At 63.1% G+C, this 18236-nt stretch carries 15 protein-coding genes; 11 read left to right on the plus strand and 4 right to left on the minus strand.

Annotated features, from left to right (window positions below):
• Positions 1–32 precede the first annotated feature (32 nt).
• Entirely contained in the window at positions 33–1307 is a 1275-nt protein-coding gene (locus V3C40_RS12835) for a maltoporin (RefSeq protein ID WP_072454815.1), read from the minus strand.
• Between the two features lie 310 nt (positions 1308–1617).
• Between V3C40_RS12835 and V3C40_RS12840 the strand changes: the two genes are divergently transcribed.
• The 8 genes from V3C40_RS12840 (at position 1618) to V3C40_RS12875 (ending at position 11292) form a co-directional block, all read left to right on the plus strand.
• A complete protein-coding gene (locus tag V3C40_RS12840) occupies positions 1618–2922 on the plus strand; it encodes an ABC transporter substrate-binding protein (protein ID WP_139090994.1) in 1305 nt (434 codons plus the stop codon).
• A 95-nt stretch (positions 2923–3017) separates the two neighbouring features.
• Positions 3018–3878 carry a carbohydrate ABC transporter permease gene (locus V3C40_RS12845; protein WP_034758457.1) on the plus strand — a complete coding sequence of 287 codons (861 nt, stop codon included), beginning with the start codon at positions 3018–3020 and terminating at the stop codon, positions 3876–3878.
• A 10-nt stretch (positions 3879–3888) separates the two neighbouring features.
• On the plus strand, positions 3889–4707 hold the full coding sequence (locus V3C40_RS12850) for a carbohydrate ABC transporter permease (RefSeq protein WP_331777627.1): 819 nt from the start codon (positions 3889–3891) through the stop codon (positions 4705–4707).
• Between the two features lie 22 nt (positions 4708–4729).
• Positions 4730–5779 carry an ABC transporter ATP-binding protein gene (locus V3C40_RS12855; protein WP_331777628.1) on the plus strand — a complete coding sequence of 350 codons (1050 nt, stop codon included), beginning with the start codon at positions 4730–4732 and terminating at the stop codon, positions 5777–5779.
• Entirely contained in the window at positions 5779–7254 is a 1476-nt protein-coding gene (locus V3C40_RS12860; protein ID WP_331777629.1) for a mannitol dehydrogenase family protein, read from the plus strand. The genes V3C40_RS12855 and V3C40_RS12860 overlap by 1 nt, the downstream gene beginning before the upstream one ends.
• 15 nt (positions 7255–7269) lie before the next feature.
• Positions 7270–8187 (plus strand): helix-turn-helix domain-containing protein, encoded by a 918-nt coding sequence (locus V3C40_RS12865; RefSeq protein WP_072454811.1) that lies wholly within the window; start codon positions 7270–7272, stop codon positions 8185–8187.
• A gap of 55 nt (positions 8188–8242) precedes the next feature.
• Entirely contained in the window at positions 8243–9169 is a 927-nt protein-coding gene (locus tag V3C40_RS12870) for a helix-turn-helix domain-containing protein (RefSeq protein WP_046684811.1), read from the plus strand.
• Between the two features lie 71 nt (positions 9170–9240).
• On the plus strand, positions 9241–11292 hold the full coding sequence (locus V3C40_RS12875) for an esterase-like activity of phytase family protein (RefSeq protein ID WP_331777630.1): 2052 nt from the start codon (positions 9241–9243) through the stop codon (positions 11290–11292).
• Between the two features lie 157 nt (positions 11293–11449).
• Here V3C40_RS12875 and V3C40_RS12880 read toward each other — a convergent pair whose 3' ends face one another.
• Together V3C40_RS12880 and V3C40_RS12885 are read right to left on the minus strand one after the other, a co-directional pair.
• Positions 11450–13534 (minus strand): prolyl oligopeptidase family serine peptidase, encoded by a 2085-nt coding sequence (locus V3C40_RS12880; protein ID WP_442907258.1) that lies wholly within the window; start codon positions 13532–13534, stop codon positions 11450–11452.
• Positions 13535–13652: 118 nt separating this feature from the next.
• Positions 13653–14360 carry a glutathione S-transferase family protein gene (locus V3C40_RS12885; protein ID WP_331777631.1) on the minus strand — a complete coding sequence of 236 codons (708 nt, stop codon included), beginning with the start codon at positions 14358–14360 and terminating at the stop codon, positions 13653–13655.
• A 113-nt stretch (positions 14361–14473) separates the two neighbouring features.
• On the opposite strand from V3C40_RS12885, the gene V3C40_RS12890 reads away from it, so the two are divergent.
• The 3 genes from V3C40_RS12890 to V3C40_RS12900 all read left to right on the plus strand — a co-directional run bounded on the left by V3C40_RS12890 (position 14474) and on the right by V3C40_RS12900 (position 17374).
• Positions 14474–14839, plus strand: coding sequence for a winged helix-turn-helix transcriptional regulator (locus tag V3C40_RS12890; RefSeq protein WP_034758434.1), 366 nt, complete (start codon positions 14474–14476; stop codon positions 14837–14839).
• Between the two features lie 61 nt (positions 14840–14900).
• On the plus strand, positions 14901–15491 hold the full coding sequence (locus tag V3C40_RS12895) for a hypothetical protein (protein WP_331777632.1): 591 nt from the start codon (positions 14901–14903) through the stop codon (positions 15489–15491).
• A gap of 239 nt (positions 15492–15730) precedes the next feature.
• Positions 15731–17374, plus strand: coding sequence for a methyl-accepting chemotaxis protein (locus V3C40_RS12900; RefSeq protein WP_331777633.1), 1644 nt, complete (start codon positions 15731–15733; stop codon positions 17372–17374).
• Here the strand turns inward: V3C40_RS12900 and V3C40_RS12905 are convergent.
• A complete protein-coding gene (locus V3C40_RS12905; RefSeq protein ID WP_219329854.1) occupies positions 17346–18194 on the minus strand; it encodes a DUF2071 domain-containing protein in 849 nt (282 codons plus the stop codon). The two genes, V3C40_RS12900 and V3C40_RS12905, sit on opposite strands and share 29 nt — an antisense overlap.
• Positions 18195–18236: the final 42 nt, after the last annotated feature.

Here is an 18236-nt window from a genome sequence, read left to right on the forward strand (position 1 = left end):
CCGCCCTTTTTAATGGCTGCCGTTAAGCTGGCTTAAAACCAAGTTTCCACTTGGAAACCATACGACGTGCCGCTGGTATTGTTGTTGTAGATCGGGCCGCCGTTGTTCGACGCATTGACCGAAGCGGTGGCCGCATCGTTCCATTTGCCGTAGGTCACGAAAGCGCGCAGTTCAGGGCGCGACCACAGGCCAGGACCGGCGGAGATCGTCGGTGCGATGGTCAGCTTGGTCAGGCGCTTGGCTGGCTGGCCGCCCGATTGCGTCACGCGGTCCGTACCCAATTCGCCCACCAGCTTGAAGTTGTTGGTGAACGCGTACACAGGACGTACGCCGACCGAGGTCCAGGTCGAGGAACCGGTAGCATTCGACTCGTCTTTTTGCCACAGGGCGACAAATTCCATGCCGAAGTTGGCCATCGGCTGGATCGCCATGTCATTGAAGACGCGCGTACGCTTGCGGTCCGAACCGAAACCGGTGTCGCCCGAAGCGCCGAACTGGCCGTTGCCGGCACCGCCGACGCCAGGACCGACGCCGTACTGCACGCCGAAGGTGTTGCCGCCGCCGAAGACTTTCGCTTGACGGTGGAATGCCGACAGCTGCCAGCCATTGTGCTTTTGGCCATAAGCGTCGTTGTCCTTGCCTTCGCCGATGATGTAGGTCGCGGCCAGGTCCAGGGTGCCGTTTTCATTGACGGGAATCTCGCCGTAGATGAAGTTCTGGCGCACGGCGGACTTGGTGCTGACGACGCCGGTTGGCGACACGGTGTTGACGTCGTTGTCCTTGAAGAAGGCATACGAGAATTTACCGGGGCCCGCAGGAATGCGGTCCAGGCCGGCGCCCGTGCCGTTCATGTTGATGTATTGCAAGTCCAGCATGTGGATGTCAGGACGGTAGTAGAAGCGTTTACCGATCCAGGCCGTGCCGCCGTTCAGGAAATCGAGTCCCTGCGCTTCGACATAGGCTTTGACGATGCCCAGTTTGTTGTCGCCGAAATCCGAGTTTGGCGCATAAGCGTTGACCCAGATCGTGGCCAGGTAGTTCACGCCGCCGGACTGGGCAACGGACTTGGTGTAGCCGAACTCGGTGTAGGCGTCGCACTCATTGCCCAGACGATATTTCATGGTGTTGCCACCGAGGCCGAAGCAGCCTTGCGAACCGCCGTCACCCGAAGTATTGCTGCCGGCGCCAGCGCGCAGGTAGCCGTGGAAGCCTTCGGCATCGCTTGGGTACATCGGGTCGGCCATGGCGGAAGCGCTGGCTATGGCCAGCAGCAGGGCAGGTAAAGTTTTCAATGCAGTGCGATTCATGCGGTCTCCAGAAGAATGTTGGTGGTAGCGGTGATGCCCCGGAAGGCGGCCACCGCACACGGTCTAATGCCGAAAACCAAGTCTAGCAGCGCTTTTTTGACCACCCTGATACAAAACGTGCAAGTACTGATACTTTCTTTCAGAGTGTTGTTTTTGTCACATATCGATACTCTTGCGCATGGCGGGCTTGCAAAAGAGTATCGAATTGCGGTTTTGGAGTATCAGAAAGTATCAAAGGCCGGTGCTACATTGTGGTCGTGGTGCCAAGTAATCGGGCATTGCCAACGACAAAAAACACTGGAGACACACAATGAAACGTTCCGCCATTGCCGCGCTGATCGCCGGCTGCCTCAGCTCGTCCGCTTTTGCCGCCACCGACCTGGTCATCGCGACCGTCAACAACGGCCACATGATCGAAATGCAAAAGCTCGGCAAGTTCTTCGAGCAAGCCAATCCCGACATCAAGCTCAAATGGGTGACCCTGGAAGAGGGCGTCTTGCGCCAGCGCATGACCACCGATATCGCCACCAAAGGCGGCCAGTTCGACGTGATGACCATCGGCCTGTATGAAACGCCCATCTGGGGCAAGAAAAACTGGCTGATCCCTATCAAGCCGGACGCCAAATACGATATCGACGACTTGCTGCCCGCCATCCGCGAAGGCCTGTCCGGCGACGGCAAGCTGTACGCGTCGCCGTTCTATGGCGAAAGCTCGATGATCATGTACCGCAGCGACCTGGTGAAAAAGGCGGGCGTGACGATCGAGGACCGCCCGTCCTGGAACCAGCTGCGCGACGTGGCGGCCAAGCTGCACGATCCGGCCAACGGCGTGTACGGCATCTGCCTGCGCGGCAAGCCGGGCTGGGGCGATAACATGGCGTTGATCACCACCATGGCCAATTCCTACGGCGGCCAGCTGTTCGACATGAAATGGAAGCCGCAATTTACCAGCAAGCCATGGAAGGACGCGGTCAACATGTACGTCGACCTGATGAAGAAATACGGCCCGCCGGGCGCGGCCGCCAACAGCTTCAATGAAAACCTGGCCCTGTTCAACCAGGGCAAGTGCGGCATCTGGATCGACGCGACGATTGCCGCCTCCTTCATCACGGACCCCAAGCAAAGCAAGGTGGCCGACAAGGTGGCGTTCGCCCAGTCGCCCGTCGGCGTGACGGAGCGGGGCGCCAACTGGCTGTGGATCTGGTCGCTGGCGATTCCTGCAAGCTCGAAGCACCCGAATGAAGCGCAGCGCTTCATCAACTGGGCCACGTCGCCCGATTACGTGAAACTGGTGGCCAAAGAAACGAGCTGGGCCAACGTGCCGACGGGCACGCGCAAGTCGACGTATGCGAGCCCCGAGTTCCAGAAAGTGGCGAAATTTGCCGCCGCCGAAGGCAAGGCGCTGGCCACCACGCGCGCCGTGCAAAGCACCTTGCCGCCATCGCCATATGTAGGCGTGCAATTCGCATCGATTCCCGAATTCCAGGTAATCGGCGTGGCGGCCGGCCAGCAGATGGCGGCAGCGCTGCTGGGCAAGGTGACGGTGGACCAGGCGCTGGAGTTGTCGCAGCAGACGGCGGAGCGGGAGATGCGTAAAGGCGGGTACTACAAGTAGGCCTGCTGCATAGTTTGCGTACCCCCAACGGCGTAAAGCAGGGGTCAGACCCGCCGGGTCTGACCCCAGATTTCCCCTTGCCCCAAGAGAACACTATGAAACGCATTATCCCCCGGACTTTGCTGACGCCGGCCGTGCTTGCCGTCTCCGTCATTTCCGTGATCCCGCTGCTGATCACCCTGTACTACGCGTTCGTGCGCTATTCCATGCTCGATCCGAGCGGCCATCCTTTCCATGGCCTCGCCAATTTCCACTTTTTCTTTACCGATGCTTCGTTCCTGCCGGCCTTGCAGAACACGTTTACCCTGCTGTTTTCCGTGATGCTGGTCACGGTGGTGCTGGGCACGGCGCTGGGGCTGCTGATCAATGAAGCGTTCCCCGGGCGCGCCATCGTGCGCGTGCTCCTGATTTCGCCCTTCCTCATCATGCCGGCCGTGAATGCCCTGATGTGGAAGAACATGCTGCTCAATCCGATCTACGGCCTGTTCGCACAAATCAGTATTTTTTTTGGCGCCACGCCCGTCGACTGGCTGTCGGCCCACCCCCTGTTTTCCATCATCATGATGGTCTCGTGGCAATGGCTACCGTTTGCCTGCCTGATCTTCATGACGGCCCTGCAATCGATGGACCGCGAGCAGCTGGAAGCGGCGCGCATGGATGGCGCCACGTATTTGCAGCAGTTGCGCTACCTCTATATCCCCCACCTGGGCCGCGCTGTCTCGGTGGTGCTGATGATCGAGATGATTTTCCTGCTGTCGATCTTTGCGGAAATCTTTACCACGACGGGCGGCGGTCCCGGCTTCGACACGACCACCATCACCTTCATGATCTATCAGCAGGCACTGCTGTCGTATGACGTGGGAGCGGCCTCGGCCGGCGCCCTGTTCGCCGTGCTCATCGCCAACATCGCCGCCTTCTTCCTGATGCGCGTCATCGGCAAGAATCTGTCGAAATAAGGAGACCTTGATGCATAGCAAACTCAATCTATACGGCCGCACAGCCGCCGCCTGGCTGTTCGCGCTGCTGCTGTTCTTTCCCATCTTCTGGCTGGGCCTGATGGCCTTCAAGACGGAAGGGCAAGCCATTTCCACACCGCCGCTGCTGTTCTTCACACCGACCCTGGACAGCTTCCGCGAAGTGCTGGCGCGCGACAACTACTTCGGCTACGCGTGGAACTCGCTGTTTACCAGCGTGCTGTCGACGGCCATCGGCCTCTTGATCGCCATCCCGGCCGCCTATTCGATGGCCTTCTTTCCCACGGGCGGCACCATCGGCTTGCTGAAATTCATGCTCAGTTCGCGCTACATGCCCGGCGTAGGCGCCCTGATGCCGATCTATATCTGCTACCAGTACTTCGGCCTGCTCGATACGCGCATCGGCCTGACCATCATGTTCATGCTGATGAATTTGCCCATCATGATCTGGCTGCTGTACACGAGCATGAAGGAGTTGCCGCGCGAAATCCTCGAAGCATCGCGCATGGATGGCGCCACCGTGTGGGATGAATTCTGCCACGTCGTGCTGCCTTTGTCCGTGGGCGGCATCGCGTCCACGGCGCTGGTCTGCATGGTGTGGTCGTGGAATGAATCGTTCTGGTCATTGAACCTGGGCGCGTCCAACGCGGGCACCCTGGCCTGGCTCATCGCCTCGTATTCGAGCCCGGAAGGCCTGTTCTGGGCCAAATTGTCGGCCGCTTCGCTGATGGCGATTGCGCCCATCATGGCGCTGGGCTGGTTCTGCCAAAAACAACTGGTCCAGGGGATGACCTTCGGCGCAGTCAAATAAACTACAGAATAGAGACACAATCATGGCTTACCTTCAACTGAGCAATATCGAAAAATTCTTTGGCGAGCACCGCGCCATCAAGGGCATCGACCTGGAGATCCAACAGGGCGAGTTCGTCGTTTTTGTCGGGCCGTCCGGCTGCGGCAAGTCCACCTTGCTGCGCCTGATCGCGGGCCTGGAGCCGATCGACGGCGGCAAGCTGTCGCTCGACGGGCGCGACATCACGGCCCTGCCATCGTCCAAGCGCGACCTGGCGATGGTCTTTCAATCGTATGCGCTGTATCCGCACATGACGGTGTTCCAGAACATGTCGTTCGCGCTGAAACTGGCTGGCGTCGATCCGGCCATCATCCGCGAGAAAGTCGACAAGGCGGCCACCATCCTCGACCTGGGTAAATACCTGGAGCGCACGCCGAAGGAACTGTCGGGTGGCCAGCGCCAACGTGTGGCCATCGGCCGCGCCATCGTGCGCGATCCGAAAGTGTTCCTGTTCGATGAACCGCTGTCGAACCTCGATGCGGCACTGCGCGTGCAGACGCGCATCGAGATCGCCAAGCTGCACCGCGAACTGGGCGCCACCACGATTTATGTGACCCACGACCAGGTCGAAGCGATGACCCTGGCCGACCGGGTCGTGGTGCTGCGCGACGGGCAGATCGAGCAGCATGGCTCGCCATTGGAACTGTATGACCGCCCCGCCAACCGCTTTGTCGCGCAATTCATCGGCACGCCCAGCATGAACGTGGTGCCGGCCGATGCGGCGCCTCAGTTGCTGGCGCAAGCGGGCAGCGCGGCGCAGGCGGACGGTTTTGTCGGCATCCGCCCCGAGCACGTGCACCTGGGCGCGGCGCAGCCGGGCAGCGTGCCCGTCACCGTCGACCTGGTGGAGTCCTTGGGCGTGGAAACCCTGACCTATGTGCGCCTGCCGAACAATGTGCAGGTGGTCTCGCGCGGCGCCGAGCGCAGCAGCCTGCAGCCGGGCCAGCAGACGCATCTGACGTTCGAGCCGGGCTTCGTCCATTATTTTGACCGCGCCGGCAAGACCTATGCGGCGGCGAAAGGAGCGCTGTAATGGAATCGATCGCATTGAACCAGGCGAACCTGGCCAAGCTGCCAGGGAACGTGGCCGTGCCCGCATACGTGCGCGAGACGCTCGTGCCCAGCATCGTGCATATCGGCGTGGGCGGTTTTTTCCGCGCCCACCAGGCCGTCTACCTCGACGATTTGCTGGCCTTGCCTGGCAACGTGGAATGGGGATATTGCGGCGTGGGCTTGCTGGCGATTGATGCGGCCATGCGCGACGCCATGCGGTCGCAGGATGGCTTGTACACGGTGGTCGAGCGCAGCGCGGCGGGCGATTCTGCCCGCGTCATCGGCTGCGTCGGCGAATACCTGTATGCGCCCGACGACCCGCAAGCCGTGCTGGAAAAGCTGGCCGACCCCGGCACGCGCATCGTCGCGCTGACCATCACCGAGGGCGGTTATTATGTGAACCAGGGCACGGGCGAATTCGATGCGGCCCACCCCGACATCGTGCATGAACTGGCGCATCCGGAATCGCCGCGCTGCTCGTTCGGCTACCTGGCCGCCGCGCTGGCCCTGCGCCGCCAGCGGGGACTGGCGCCGTTTACCATCATGTCCTGCGATAACCTGCAAAACAATGGCGACGTCACGCGCAAGATGCTGCTGGCCTTTGTCGCCCTGCGCGACCTTGAGCTGGCGCGCTGGCTGGCCACCGATGGCAGCTTCCCCAACAGCATGGTCGACCGCATCACGCCTGCCACCACCGATGAACACCGGGCGCTCGTGCGCGACAGCTTCGGCATCATCGACGCCTGGCCCGTCGTGTGCGAGCCATTCCGCCAGTGGGTCATCGAAGACGAGTTCCCGCAGGGCCGGCCGGCCTGGGAAAAGGTGGGGGCACAGATGACGCACGACGTGCTGCCGTATGAAAAGATGAAGCTGCGCCTCCTGAATGCCAGCCACCAGGCACTGTGCTACATCGGCATGCAGCTCGGTTACACGTTTGCGCACGAAGCGATGAACGATCCTGGCATCCGCGCGCTCGTGCGGCGCATGATGGATGACGAGGTCACGCCTTTGCTGGATGAAGTGGAAGGCATCGACCTTGAACGGTACAAGGCTACCCTGATCAAGCGCTTCTCGAATCCGGCCGTGCGCGACCAGCTGGCGCGCATCGGCACGGAAGGTTCCGCGCGCATCCCGAAATTCGTGCTGCCGTCCGTGCGCGAAGCGCTGGCCAAGGGCGGCGCAATCAAGCTGCTGGCGTTTACCGTGGCCTGCTGGTTCCGCTACCTGGAAGGCCACGACGAGCAGGGGCGCGAGATGCCCTTGAACGACCCGTATGCGGTGCGCCTGCGCGTGCTGGCGCTGCAGGGCGGGGCGGACGCCGCGGTGCTGCTGTCCCTGCGCGAGCTGTTCGGCGACTTGAGCGACACGCCAGCGTTCACGCAGGCGGTGGCGCAAGCGCTGGCCAGCCTGTATGGACTGGGTGCGCGCGGGGCGCTGGAACAGATCGTTGCCTGACGGGGAGGGCGCGCCATGCCACGCAAAGCCGACGCTTGCTTGCCGCAGATGGAGCTGGAACAGCAGCGCGACGCCACGCCCGGCTTCGAGCCGAAAGGCAGTTTCGGCTTCATCCGCTACCTCGAGCACGGCTTTCCGAATGCGCTGGTGCGCTGGCATTACCACGACGAGTACGAACTGCACCTGATCGTCGAGAGCAGCGGCAAGGTCTTTGTCGGCGACTATATCGGCCAGTTCACGCCTGGCCACCTGGTGCTGACGGGGCCGCGCGTGCCGCACAACTGGGTCTCGCTCGACACGCCGCCCGAAGGCGTGGCCTTGCGCGACATGGTGGTCCAGTTTTCGCATGCGCCGCTGGCGTCGATGGCCGCCGCCATTCCTGAATTGAAGGATGTTTTTCCGCTGCTGCAGCGCGCCTTGCACGGCGTGGAATTCTTTGGGGTCAGCGAGCTGTCGCTGCGGCGCTTCCGGCGCATCCGCGACAGCAGCGGCCTGCCGCGCTTCATCGAATTTTTGACCTTGCTGGGCGAGCTGGCGCAGACCAGCGACTACCAACTGCTGTCGACGGTGCCCATGCAGTCGAGCGACGACGACGTGGCGTTGGCGCGCATCAGTTCCGCCATCAACTTCATCGTGCACAATTACAGCAGCCAGTTCTCGCTGAAGCAGCTGGCCGAGCAGGTGGACATGCCCGAGCGGACGTTTTCGCGCTTCTTTCGCCACGCCACGGGCAACAGCTTCACGGACTTCGTCAACCGCCTGCGCATCAACAAGGCGTGCCAGCTGCTGATGGAGACGGAGCGCTATGTCAGCAACATCTGCTACGAGGCGGGGTTCAATAACGTGGCCAATTTCAACCGCCGTTTCCTGGAATTGAAGGGCATGACGCCGAAGGAATTTCGCCAGCAGGCGCTGGGCCGCTTTGGCGAGTGACGCTTTTTGAGGTACATTGGATGGCACAGGCGGGGACAGCCTGGGAGAGACAAGCATGGAATACCGATGGCAGAAGGACAGCGAGCGCAAGGCGCCCGAACTGGAACGCGAAAGCTACGACGGCATCATCAATTACCTGGAACATGGTTATCCCAGCTCGCGCGTGCGCTGGCACTGCCATGAAGAGTATGAGCTGCACCTGATCGTCGCCACCAGCGGGCGCTTGTTCGTGGGCGACTATATCGGCGAGTTTTCACCGGGCCACCTGGTGCTGACGGGACCGCGCCTGCCGCACAACTGGATATCCAACGTGATGCCGGAAGGCGGCGTGGCCCTGCGCGACATGATCGTGCAATTCGCCCATGCGCCGCTGGCCGGCGCCGCGCGCGTCATTCCCGAATTGCGCGAGCTGCTGCCGCTGCTCGAGCGCTCCAGCTATGGCGTGGAGTTTTTCGACATGGGCCACGAGGCCGAACAGCATCTGGCGCGCATCCGCGCCACGCACGGCGCCGAGCGCTTCGCCGAATTCGTGCAATTAATGAGCAAGCTGGCGCGCACGGCCAACTACCGCTTGCTGTCGAGCGCCTCCTTGCGTTCCTACGACGATGACGCCACCCTGGCCAAGGTCAATGCCGTCCTCAACTACATCACGGACAATTACCGCGAGCCGATTTCGGCGGAAATGCTGGCCGAGCAGGTGGGCATGTCGCTGAGTAAATTCTCGCGCTTCTTCCGCAAGGCGACGGGCAACAGCTTCACGGATTTCATGAACCGCCTGCGCATCAACAAGGCTTGCCAGCTGCTGATGGATACGGATCAATACGTATCGAATGTCTGCTACGACGTGGGTTTCCAGAACGTGGCCAATTTCAACCGGCGCTTTTTGCAGGTGAAGGGCGTCACGCCGAAGGAATTCCGGCGCCAGGCCGATGGGCGCTTTGGCGGCATCGGCGGACCTGTTGCTGATACGCCACCGCCGTAACGGCTGTCATGGGCTTGTCACTTTGAGCAGTTATCCTCCACGGCTTCAATCCCACCCTAGCCGAGGAATGCATGAAGACTGCCGTAACGTCCACCCCGAAACTGACCCTGCTGGCCATCGCCGCCGGCCTGGCCCTGGCCGCCTGTGGCGGCAGCGACAGCCACAATGAGCCGGCCAAGCCCGTGGCGCAGACGGGAGTGTTCCTCGACGGCGCGGTGGAAGGGCTCGATTACGTGGCCGGCAGCGCGGCCAAGGCCAGCACCAATGCCAAGGGCGAGTTCATTTGCAACCCGGGCGATACGGTCGCCTTCAGCGTGGGCGGCCTGGCCCTGGGTTCGGCCCCATGCGGCCCCGTCGTCACGCCGCTGGCGCTGGCCGCCAGCACCAACGTGGGGGACGACAAGGTCGTCAACCGCCTGCTGGCGCTGCAATTGCTGGACGAGGACAGCGATCCGTCGAACGGCATCAAATTGACGGCGGAAGTGAAGGCCGCGCTGGCCGGCAAGACCTTGGACTTTGCCGCCGTTCCGGCCGTCTTCAACGCGGCCCTGTCCGCGCATCTGGCGGCCGTGGGCGCGAAGTTCGCCGGCCGCACGGTCGATGCAGAACGCCGCGCCCTCGTGCGCGAGCATTTCGAAGACACCCTGGCCTCGAAAGCGGGCGCGCCCGTCAACGAGGCGCTGACGCAAGCCAACCCGGTCGGCGAAGTGAAAGTGACCGTGACGCGCTACCAGATCCAGGCGGACAGCAAGTTCTACGTGCCGTACGAAGGCGCGAACGCCAAGATCAAGGGCGAATTCCCGAACGGCTTTTTGCCATCGTATGGTTCGGGCCTGGCCTATAAGGGCAAGAATGCGGCGGGCGACCTGGAATTCTATGGCTTGACGGACCGCGGTCCGAACGGCGACGGCCCGCTGGTGCCCGATCCATCGGGCAAGGGTACGATCGGCAGCAAGATCTTCCCGTCGCCGAGCTTCACGCCTTCGTTCGGCGTGCTCACGGTGGGCAAGAACGGCGCCGTGCTGTCGTCGAGCACACCGATCAAGGTATCGGCCACCGTCAACAGCTCGGGCTTGCCCGTGCCCGTGGGCGCCGTCGGCAATTCGGCCGAGATTCCCGTCATGGATGCGATGAAGTTCGACGCGGCAGGCAAGGCTGTCTTCAATGCGGGCGGTCTCGATTCGGAGTCCATCGTCGTCGATGCCAAGCGCAACGCGCTGTGGGTGTCCGACGAATACGGCCCGTTCATCGTCAGGATTGATGCGGCCACGGGCATCATCCAGGCCAAGTACGAGCCGGGCAAGGGCTTGCCGGCGCTGTTCGCCAAGCGCCGCGCCAACCGCGGCATGGAAGGCATGACGCTCGATACGAGCAACGACAAGCTGTATGCGTTCCTGCAAAGCCCTCTGTCCGACGGTACTGCGCCGTATTCGGTGACGAAGAAGAATGAACAGGTCGAGCGTTTCGCCCGCTTCACGCGCTGGATCGAATTCGACCCGGTGACGGGCACCAGCGGCAAGATGTATGCGTATCCGCTCAATGCAGCCGACTACCAGGATGGCCGCACGGGCAATGCCAAGCTGGGCGACATGGTGGCGCTGGGCGGCGGCAAATTCCTCGTCATCGAGCAGGGCGCCGCGCCATCGGGCAAGGTGTTCAATAAACTGATGCTGGTCGAACTGAAGGGCGCCACGGACATCGCGGCCGCCGCCTTCAACGCGGCGACGTCGGACCTGGAAAAAAGCAGCATGGGCGGCGCGGCCGTCAATGGCGCCGACTGGACGGCCGTCACGCCGTTGAAAAAAACCATGTTGCTGGACTTGAACGCCATCGGCTGGGCGGCGGAGAAGGCCGAAGGCCTGACCCTGATCGACGACTCCACCATTGCGCTGGCCAACGACAATGACTTCGGCCTGAAAACCAAGGTCTTTGACGCGAATGGCGTGGAAGTCGATGGCGCCGACGTGACCAAGTGCACGGTCGATGCGAACGGCACCATTATCACCAGCAGCGCGGCCGGCTGCAACGCCGCCAACACCATCCGCGTGGCGCGCGGCGACGACCGCGAGCGTCCAAGCCGCTTGTGGATCGTGAAGTTTGCCAAGGCGCTTAATACGTATTGATGTGCTGCTGTGTCGGATTACGCGGCGCTGCGCGCCGCTAATCCGACCTACATGATAAAAAGCCGCGCGGTGCATCTCTGCATCGCGCGGCTTTTTTACGTAGGTCGGATTAGGCGGGGCCGCCGAGGCCGAAGGCCGTAATCCGACATGTATCCGTTTACTTCTTGGTGTAGGTATTCAACCAATCCAAAACGGTGTGATGCCACAGCAGCGAATTGGCCGGTTTCAGTACCCAGTGGTTTTCGTCCGGGAAGACCAGCAGCTTGCTCGGGATGCCCTGGCGCTGCAGCGCCGTGAAGGTGCCCAGGCCTTGCGCGGTGGGGATGCGGAAATCGAGGTCGCCCTGGACCACCAGCATCGGCGTCTTCCAGTTTTTCACGAAGTTCACGGGATTGAACTGCTCGTGTTTGGCCGGTGCGTCGTAGTACGGGCCGCCGTTTTCCCATTCCGTGAACCACAGTTCTTCCGTCGCGTACGCCATGCCGCGGTTGTCGAACACGCCGTCGTGGTTGACCAGGCACTTGAAGCCGTCCGGCCAGTTACCGGCGATCCAGTTCATCATGTAGCCGCCGTACGACGCGCCCAGCGCGCAGCTGCGCTCGCGGTCCAGCCACGGGAATTTCTTGGTGGCCGCTTCCAGGCCCTTCTGCAAGTCGACCAGCGGCTTGCCGCCCCAGTCGCCGCTGATGGAGTCCGTGAACTTCTGGCCATAGCCGGTCGAACCGTGGAAGTCGATGAAGACGGTGGCGTAGCCGGCGCCCGCATACACTTGCGGATTCCAGCGGTAGCTCCAGCTGTTGCCGAAGCTGCCTTGCGGGCCGCCGTGAACGAGGAAAGCGATTGGATATTTTTCACCGGCCTTGGCATTCCACGGTTTCATGACGTGGCCGTAGACGGTCTCGCCATTCGCGCCGGCGAACGAGAACTGTTCATATTCGCCGAAACGCACGTCGGCCAGGGCTGCCGCATTCTGTTTCGTCAGCTGCACCATCGGTGCGTTTTCCGACTTGGCGTCAAGCTTGCGCGTGTACAGCTGCGCGCCCGAAGCCAGGTTGGCCTGCGCCAGCACGATGGTGTTGCCGCGTACGTCGAAGTCGCCCACGGCGCCCTTGCCCGTCAGCGCTGCGACCTTGCCGCTGGCCGCGTCGATGTGGAACAGACGGTGCTGGCCCACGTCATCGGCGGAAACGAGGAAGGCCTTGCTATCCGGCGTCCAGCGGAAGTCGGCCACGGAACGGTCCCAGTCGTCGGCCACGGTGCGCTTCTTGCCGGTCGCAACATCCATCAGCACCAGATGAAAACGGTCCGCTTCGAAGCCCGGCTTGGTCATGGCGACATAGGCCAGGGTGCGGCCATCGGGTGAGTAGGTGGCTTTCGCGTCCCAGGCCGGATTGTCGGCCGTGAGGTTGCGCGGCGCCTGGCCGCCGGCGGCGGGAATCGTGTAGACGTCGAAGTTGGTCGACCACGATTCCGTGCGGCCGGCCACGCGCACGGAGAAGGCCACGGTCTTGCCGTCCGGGCTGAAGTGGTATTCCCCGTTGTCGCCGAACGGTTTCGATGGCGCGTCGCCATCGAGGGTGCCGCTCAGGCTGACGGGTGCGGCGCTGACCTTGCCGGTCGAATCGATCGGCGCCGAGTACAGCGCGTTGCGGCGGCCATCGGCCCAGGTATCCCAGTGGCGCACGAACATCTGGTCGTAGACCATGCCGCTCGCCTTGTTCTTGGCTTTGTCATCGAGGCGCTTTTTCGTGCAGGCGAGGTCCGCGCAATCGAGGAAGACGCCCATGCTGAAGGCCAGGCGGTCGCCCTGCGGCGACAAACGGTAGCTGTCGACGTCCAGCGCCAGGTCGGTGACCTTGGCCGCTTCGCCGCCGTTCAGGGGCAGCTGCCACACTTGCGATGAGCCGGAACGGCCGGAGAGGAAGTAGATGGCGTCGCCGTTCGGCGACCATTGCGGGTCGCTGGCGCTGGCATCGCCGCGCGTGAGCTGGCGTGGCGCCGCGTTCGGCGCGCGCAGGTCGATCATCCACAGCTGCGTGTTGCCACGGTTTTTGTCCAGGTTGGTGGTGCGCACCGTGTAGACGACGCGCGTGGCGTCCGGCGACAGCACGGGGCTGCCCACGCGTTCCATGGCCACCATGTCTTCCACGGTGAAACCGCGCGGCGCGGCCAATGCCGGCACGGCGGCAGTGGTGGCCATGGCGGCACTGAATGCTCCCAAGAGCAGCAGACGTAAACTCATTCAAACTCCCGTTTTATATTGCGACGTTATCGATATGGTATTGACGTGGCCGGCTGTACCGCCGGCAGCCCGACATCATAGCAATAAAGACGCGCCTGCTGCGGGAGTTGACCGCCGGTTAGCCGGCCTTTGCTGCCAGTTGGTCGAGCGCCACGTGGCCGAGGAAACCGCCGCGGCTGGCGGCCGGCAAGCCGTCTTCGATGGCGTGGGCAAAGCGGATGCCGGGGTCTTGTTCCAGCGCGGCCAGCACGCGCGCCGTGTTCGGATAATCGGCCAGGCTGGCCAGTTGCAGCGGTTCGGCCCAGCGCGCCGTGGCGGCCAGGTAGGCGTCGGCGATGGTGGGCGCGGCATCGGAGGCGAGCCATGCGCGGCCCTCGAGCAGGCGCTCCAGGTGGGCCAGGCTTTTGTTCACCTTCTCGACGGCCATCTCGCGCCAGACGGCCGCGCGCGCATCGTCCGGTGACGCGCGCGCGGCCTGGAAGGCGGGCATGAAGGCCGCGTGAAACGTCGTGTGCAAAAAGGACAGCACGCTGTTCAGGCGGTCGTAGTCTGGCGTGCCTTGCGCAAAGCCCAGGCCGCTGCCTGGTGCGCGGGCGGCCAGGTGCAGCAGGATCGCCATGCTTTCCAGCAGCGGCGTGCCCGTGTGCGTGAGCAGGGCCGGCGTCTGGCTCAGCGGATTGATGGCGAGAAAGGCCGGATGCTGCTTGCTGGCCGGGTCGCGCGCTTCCACGCGGGCCAGACGATACGGCAAGCCGCTCCATTCGAGGGCGGCGATGGCGGCAAACGAGCAGCCGAACGGCACGCTGTAGATCAGGGTGGTTTCCAAGTCAAACTCCGATGAGGTGAGGGAAGAGCAGTCTAATCGCGATGGTTACTATTTGGAAGAAGGCAGAATAATGTGGTATAGGTACATTTTTTATACCAGGTTGGAAGCGAACCATGAAAGACAATGTCTCCGGCTGCGCCGTGGAAGAAGCGATGCGCTTGCTGGGCGGGCGCTGGCGGGTGGTGCTGCTCAGCTATCTGATGGCGGGGCCGAAGCGCTTCAGCGAAATCCGCCGCGCCGTGCCGAATATCTCGCAGCGCATGCTGACCCTAGACTTGCGCGCGCTGGAAGAAGCGGGCTTGCTGACGCGCACGATCTACGCGGAAGTGCCCGTCAAGGTGGAATACCGGCTGACGGACGAGGGCTTGCGTCTGCGCGAACTGGTCGAGATGCTGCGGGCCATCGGCTTGCGCCTGCGCGGACAGGCGGACGCGGGCGGGGCCTTTCTCGCGCCCGATGCAGTGGATAATTCTCTATAGAAACAGCTGTTTTTATGCAAAGTGCTAGACTGCCGGCCTTAGCTCACTACACTCGATACCCATGCGCCTGACTTCCATCGCCCTGACCGCCGCCGCCCTGTTCGCCGCCCTGCCGGCCCATGCCGCCACCATGCCCACGCTCGACCAAATTCACGCCGCCGTGCAGGCAGGCGTAGCCAAGACACAAGCGAAGACGCAGTCGAGCATGCCGTTCGTCATCAAGGTCACCAGCCTGGCCGGCTGCCAGGACTCGCAGGAAGTGCCGGGCGAAGTGGTGTGCCTGGTGGGGATGAGCGCCGGCATGCGCGATGCCTTTAATGTACTGCCTCTGCGTAAAGAGGGCGATACCTGGGTCGGCGTCGAGCGCAAGAACGCCAAGTTCACGGGGCCGTCGCCGGCCGAGGCGCAAGCGATGATACGCGCGTGGGCCAAGGAAGAAGTGGCGCGCAATCCGGAAGCGGCCAAGGACGTGCAGATGCAGGAAGCGCAAAGCACCATGCAGGTCAAGGCCGTTAACGAATGCGACGTCAAGCGCAAGACGGGCTACCTCGTGTGCGATACGGAATTGAGCGTGCCGAGCCGTCCGGAAGCCATCAAGACGGAACTGACCTTCATGCTCGAGAGCGGCAACTGGCGCTACGTGCCCCGTTAAACGTTTTTCCTCCGGGACAGCCACGCTGTTCCGGCATCATTCCCGCCATCCCCCGCAGCCACGCCGCCGTCTGCAATATTTGCAGATCCACAAGGCAATCTCCTCCGTGAAAATTGCCGATTTAAATTAATAATTAAATATTAAAATTAATGTATCGGTGCAGATTGCAGCCGGCATGCTGCCGTGCCGCATTTGACCGTTCCCCCGTGCCAGCAAGGGCTACAGCCAAGGATCCGACCATGCGACTCAATCTTCCCGTCAGCGATACCGAAATCAATTTGAGTGATAGCGAGACCATCGTCTCGACTACCGACTTGCAAGGCAATATCACCTATGCCAACCCGTATTTCATCGCCGTCAGCGGTTACAGCGCGGAAGAATTGATCGGTGCGCCGCAAAACATCCTCCGGCATCCGGACATGCCGGTCGAGGCGTTCGCCGATTTCTGGGCCACCATCCGCTCGGGGCGCTCGTGGAGCGGCATGGTGAAAAACCGCTGCAAGAACGGCGATTATTACTGGGTGCTGGCGAACGTGACGCCCGTGGTCGAGGATGGCGTGGCTGTCGGCTACATGTCCGTGCGCACCAAGCCCACGCGCCAGCAGGTGGCGCAGGCATCCGCCCTGTACGCGCGCATCAGGGCGGGGCAGGCAGATGGCATTGTCATCAGCCAGGGCGCGGCCGTGCGCACGGGCTGGCTGGCCAGGCTGGCGAGCTTGCGCGACCTGCCGCTGGGCAAGCGCATCGGCTGGAATCTGGGCTTGCTGAGCCTGGTATTGCTGCTGCAGCTGGCGTGGAATGCGGGCGTGCTGCCGGCCGGCGCGGGCGGCTGGCTGACGGGCCTGTCCGTGCTGGCCTTGGGCGCAACCCTGTATTTCTGGCACAGCTTGCACCGCGCCGTGCTGCAACCGTTGCAGCAGGCGCGCCAGGCCTGTGACGTGATGGCGGGCGGCGACCTGACGGGCGAGCTCGACACGACACGGCGCGACGAGATGGGGCAGCTGCTGCGTTCCTTGCGCCAGCTGCGCGTGAATTTGCACTCCATCGTTGGCGACGTGCGCGGCAATTTCCTGCGCATCAGCATGGCCAGCCAGGAAATCGCCGCCGGCAATATGGACTTGTCGGGCCGCACGGAAGCGCAGGCGTCGGCCCTGCAGCAGACGGCGTCGAGCATGGAGCAGCTGGCGGCCACGGTGCAGCAAAACAGCGGCAACGCCGTGCAAGCGAGCGACATGGCGGGCAAAGTCCACGGCCTGGCCGGGCGCGGCGGCGAACTCGTCGGCCAGATGGTGAGCATGATGGCGGACATTAACGCTTCATCGAAGAAAATCGGCGACATTACGGGCATTATCGAAGGCATTGCCTTCCAGACGAATATCCTCGCTTTGAACGCGGCCGTGGAAGCGGCGCGCGCGGGCGACCAGGGTCGCGGCTTTGCCGTCGTGGCGGGCGAAGTGCGCAGCCTGGCGCACCGCAGCGCGGCGGCCGCCACGGAAATCAAGCAATTGATCACGGCGTCTTTGGCGCAGGTGGAGGCGGGCGCGAAGCTGGCGCAGCAGGCGGGCGCGAGCAGCGCCGAAATGCTGGGCGCCGTGCAGGGCGTGCACGGCATCATGGAAGAGATCGCCTCGGCTTCGCGCGAGCAAAGCCACGGCATCGGCCAGGTCAACATGGCCGTCACGCAGATGGATGAAGTGACGCAGCAGAACGCGGCGCTGGTTGAGGAATCGGCGGCCGCTTCGGCGTCGCTGCAAGACCAGACCCTGCAGCTGGAGCAGGCGATGGCCCTGTTCAAACTGGAGCGGCGGCGCGGCGGCCCGGCCACGCCTGTACGACCAGCCGAGCGCCGCCGCGCTACAGCAGACGCTCTGACAGCGCCTTGAAGGCAACCTCGGGCACGAGAAAGGCAAACGGGGTTGACAGGGGCGGCAGCTGGCCCAGCAAGCCGCAGTCGGCGCGCAAGGCCGTCAGCGCCTGCACTTGATCCACATCGACGGGCAAGTCGATTTCACCGAAGACCAGCTTGCCGTTGCGCGGCACGTGCGCGATGGCCGCATCCTGGCAGGCGAGGAAGGCGACGGCATCGTGCCAGTTGCCGAACGGCGCTTGCCAGTCGGCATCGAGGCCATGCTCCGCCATGATGTCCGCCTGCATATCGAGCAGTGGGGCGCTGCCGACACCGGGCGTGATCGTGCAGCGCGCCTGCGTGGCAGTGACTTCCAGCGCCATGTTGTCGGCCAGGTGGCTCGGCAGGATGTCGCTGAACAGCCGCGTGCCCAGCGCATGGGGCAAGCTGTCCATGATATTTTTCAAGAAATACACGCAGGGCACGGCCGGCGCGCCCGCTGGCGTGTGGTCCAGGTACAAGCGCCAGTTGCTTTGCAGCGGAGACGGCAGCAGCTTGCGTAAGGGACCGAGCAGGGCCGGGCCGAAATGCCCGTGGCGGTAGGTCAGCACCGTGAATGGCGTCTTGCCATCGCGCTGCCACAGGGTCACGCCGGCGGGCAGCAGCCGCTGCGCGGCAGCGGCATCGACCAGCCAGCTCACGTAGACGACGTCGCGCACGTCGCTGTGCAAGGTCAGGAAGGGCAGGCGTGACATGACGGCCTGGCGCACCTTGGCAAAGCGCGTGCAATTGGCGAGCGCGGCAAAGAGCCGCCCCGGCCAGCCCGCGCGCGGGTGGCGGTAAGTGTTGTCTTGCAATTGGGGACTTTCAGATGCGGTGATGCAGGCGGACGGCGCCGC

Origin of the sequence: Janthinobacterium sp. LS2A (genome assembly GCF_036543145.1) — a bacterium.
Classification (GTDB): domain Bacteria; phylum Pseudomonadota; class Gammaproteobacteria; order Burkholderiales; family Burkholderiaceae_D; genus Janthinobacterium; species Janthinobacterium aestuarii.

Bases quoted from the DNA above. Each gene is read 5' to 3' on its own strand.
- V3C40_RS12835 (WP_072454815.1), bottom strand. From the start codon at position 1,307: ATGAATCGCACTGCATTGAAAACTTTACCTGCCCTGCTGCTGGCCATA.
- V3C40_RS12860 (WP_331777629.1), top strand. From the start codon at position 5,779: ATGGAATCGATCGCATTGAACCAGGCGAACCTGGCCAAGCTGCCAGGG.
- V3C40_RS12880 (WP_442907258.1), bottom strand. From the start codon at position 13,534: ATGAGTTTACGTCTGCTGCTCTTGGGAGCATTCAGTGCCGCCATGGCC.
- V3C40_RS12855 (WP_331777628.1), top strand. From the start codon at position 4,730: ATGGCTTACCTTCAACTGAGCAATATCGAAAAATTCTTTGGCGAGCAC.
- V3C40_RS12875 (WP_331777630.1), top strand. From the start codon at position 9,241: ATGAAGACTGCCGTAACGTCCACCCCGAAACTGACCCTGCTGGCCATC.
- V3C40_RS12890 (WP_034758434.1), top strand. From the start codon at position 14,474: ATGAAAGACAATGTCTCCGGCTGCGCCGTGGAAGAAGCGATGCGCTTG.
- V3C40_RS12845 (WP_034758457.1), top strand. From the start codon at position 3,018: ATGAAACGCATTATCCCCCGGACTTTGCTGACGCCGGCCGTGCTTGCC.
- V3C40_RS12840 (WP_139090994.1), top strand. From the start codon at position 1,618: ATGAAACGTTCCGCCATTGCCGCGCTGATCGCCGGCTGCCTCAGCTCG.
- V3C40_RS12895 (WP_331777632.1), top strand. From the start codon at position 14,901: ATGCGCCTGACTTCCATCGCCCTGACCGCCGCCGCCCTGTTCGCCGCC.
- V3C40_RS12900 (WP_331777633.1), top strand. From the start codon at position 15,731: ATGCGACTCAATCTTCCCGTCAGCGATACCGAAATCAATTTGAGTGAT.
- V3C40_RS12865 (WP_072454811.1), top strand. From the start codon at position 7,270: ATGCCACGCAAAGCCGACGCTTGCTTGCCGCAGATGGAGCTGGAACAG.
- V3C40_RS12850 (WP_331777627.1), top strand. From the start codon at position 3,889: ATGCATAGCAAACTCAATCTATACGGCCGCACAGCCGCCGCCTGGCTG.
- V3C40_RS12870 (WP_046684811.1), top strand. From the start codon at position 8,243: ATGGAATACCGATGGCAGAAGGACAGCGAGCGCAAGGCGCCCGAACTG.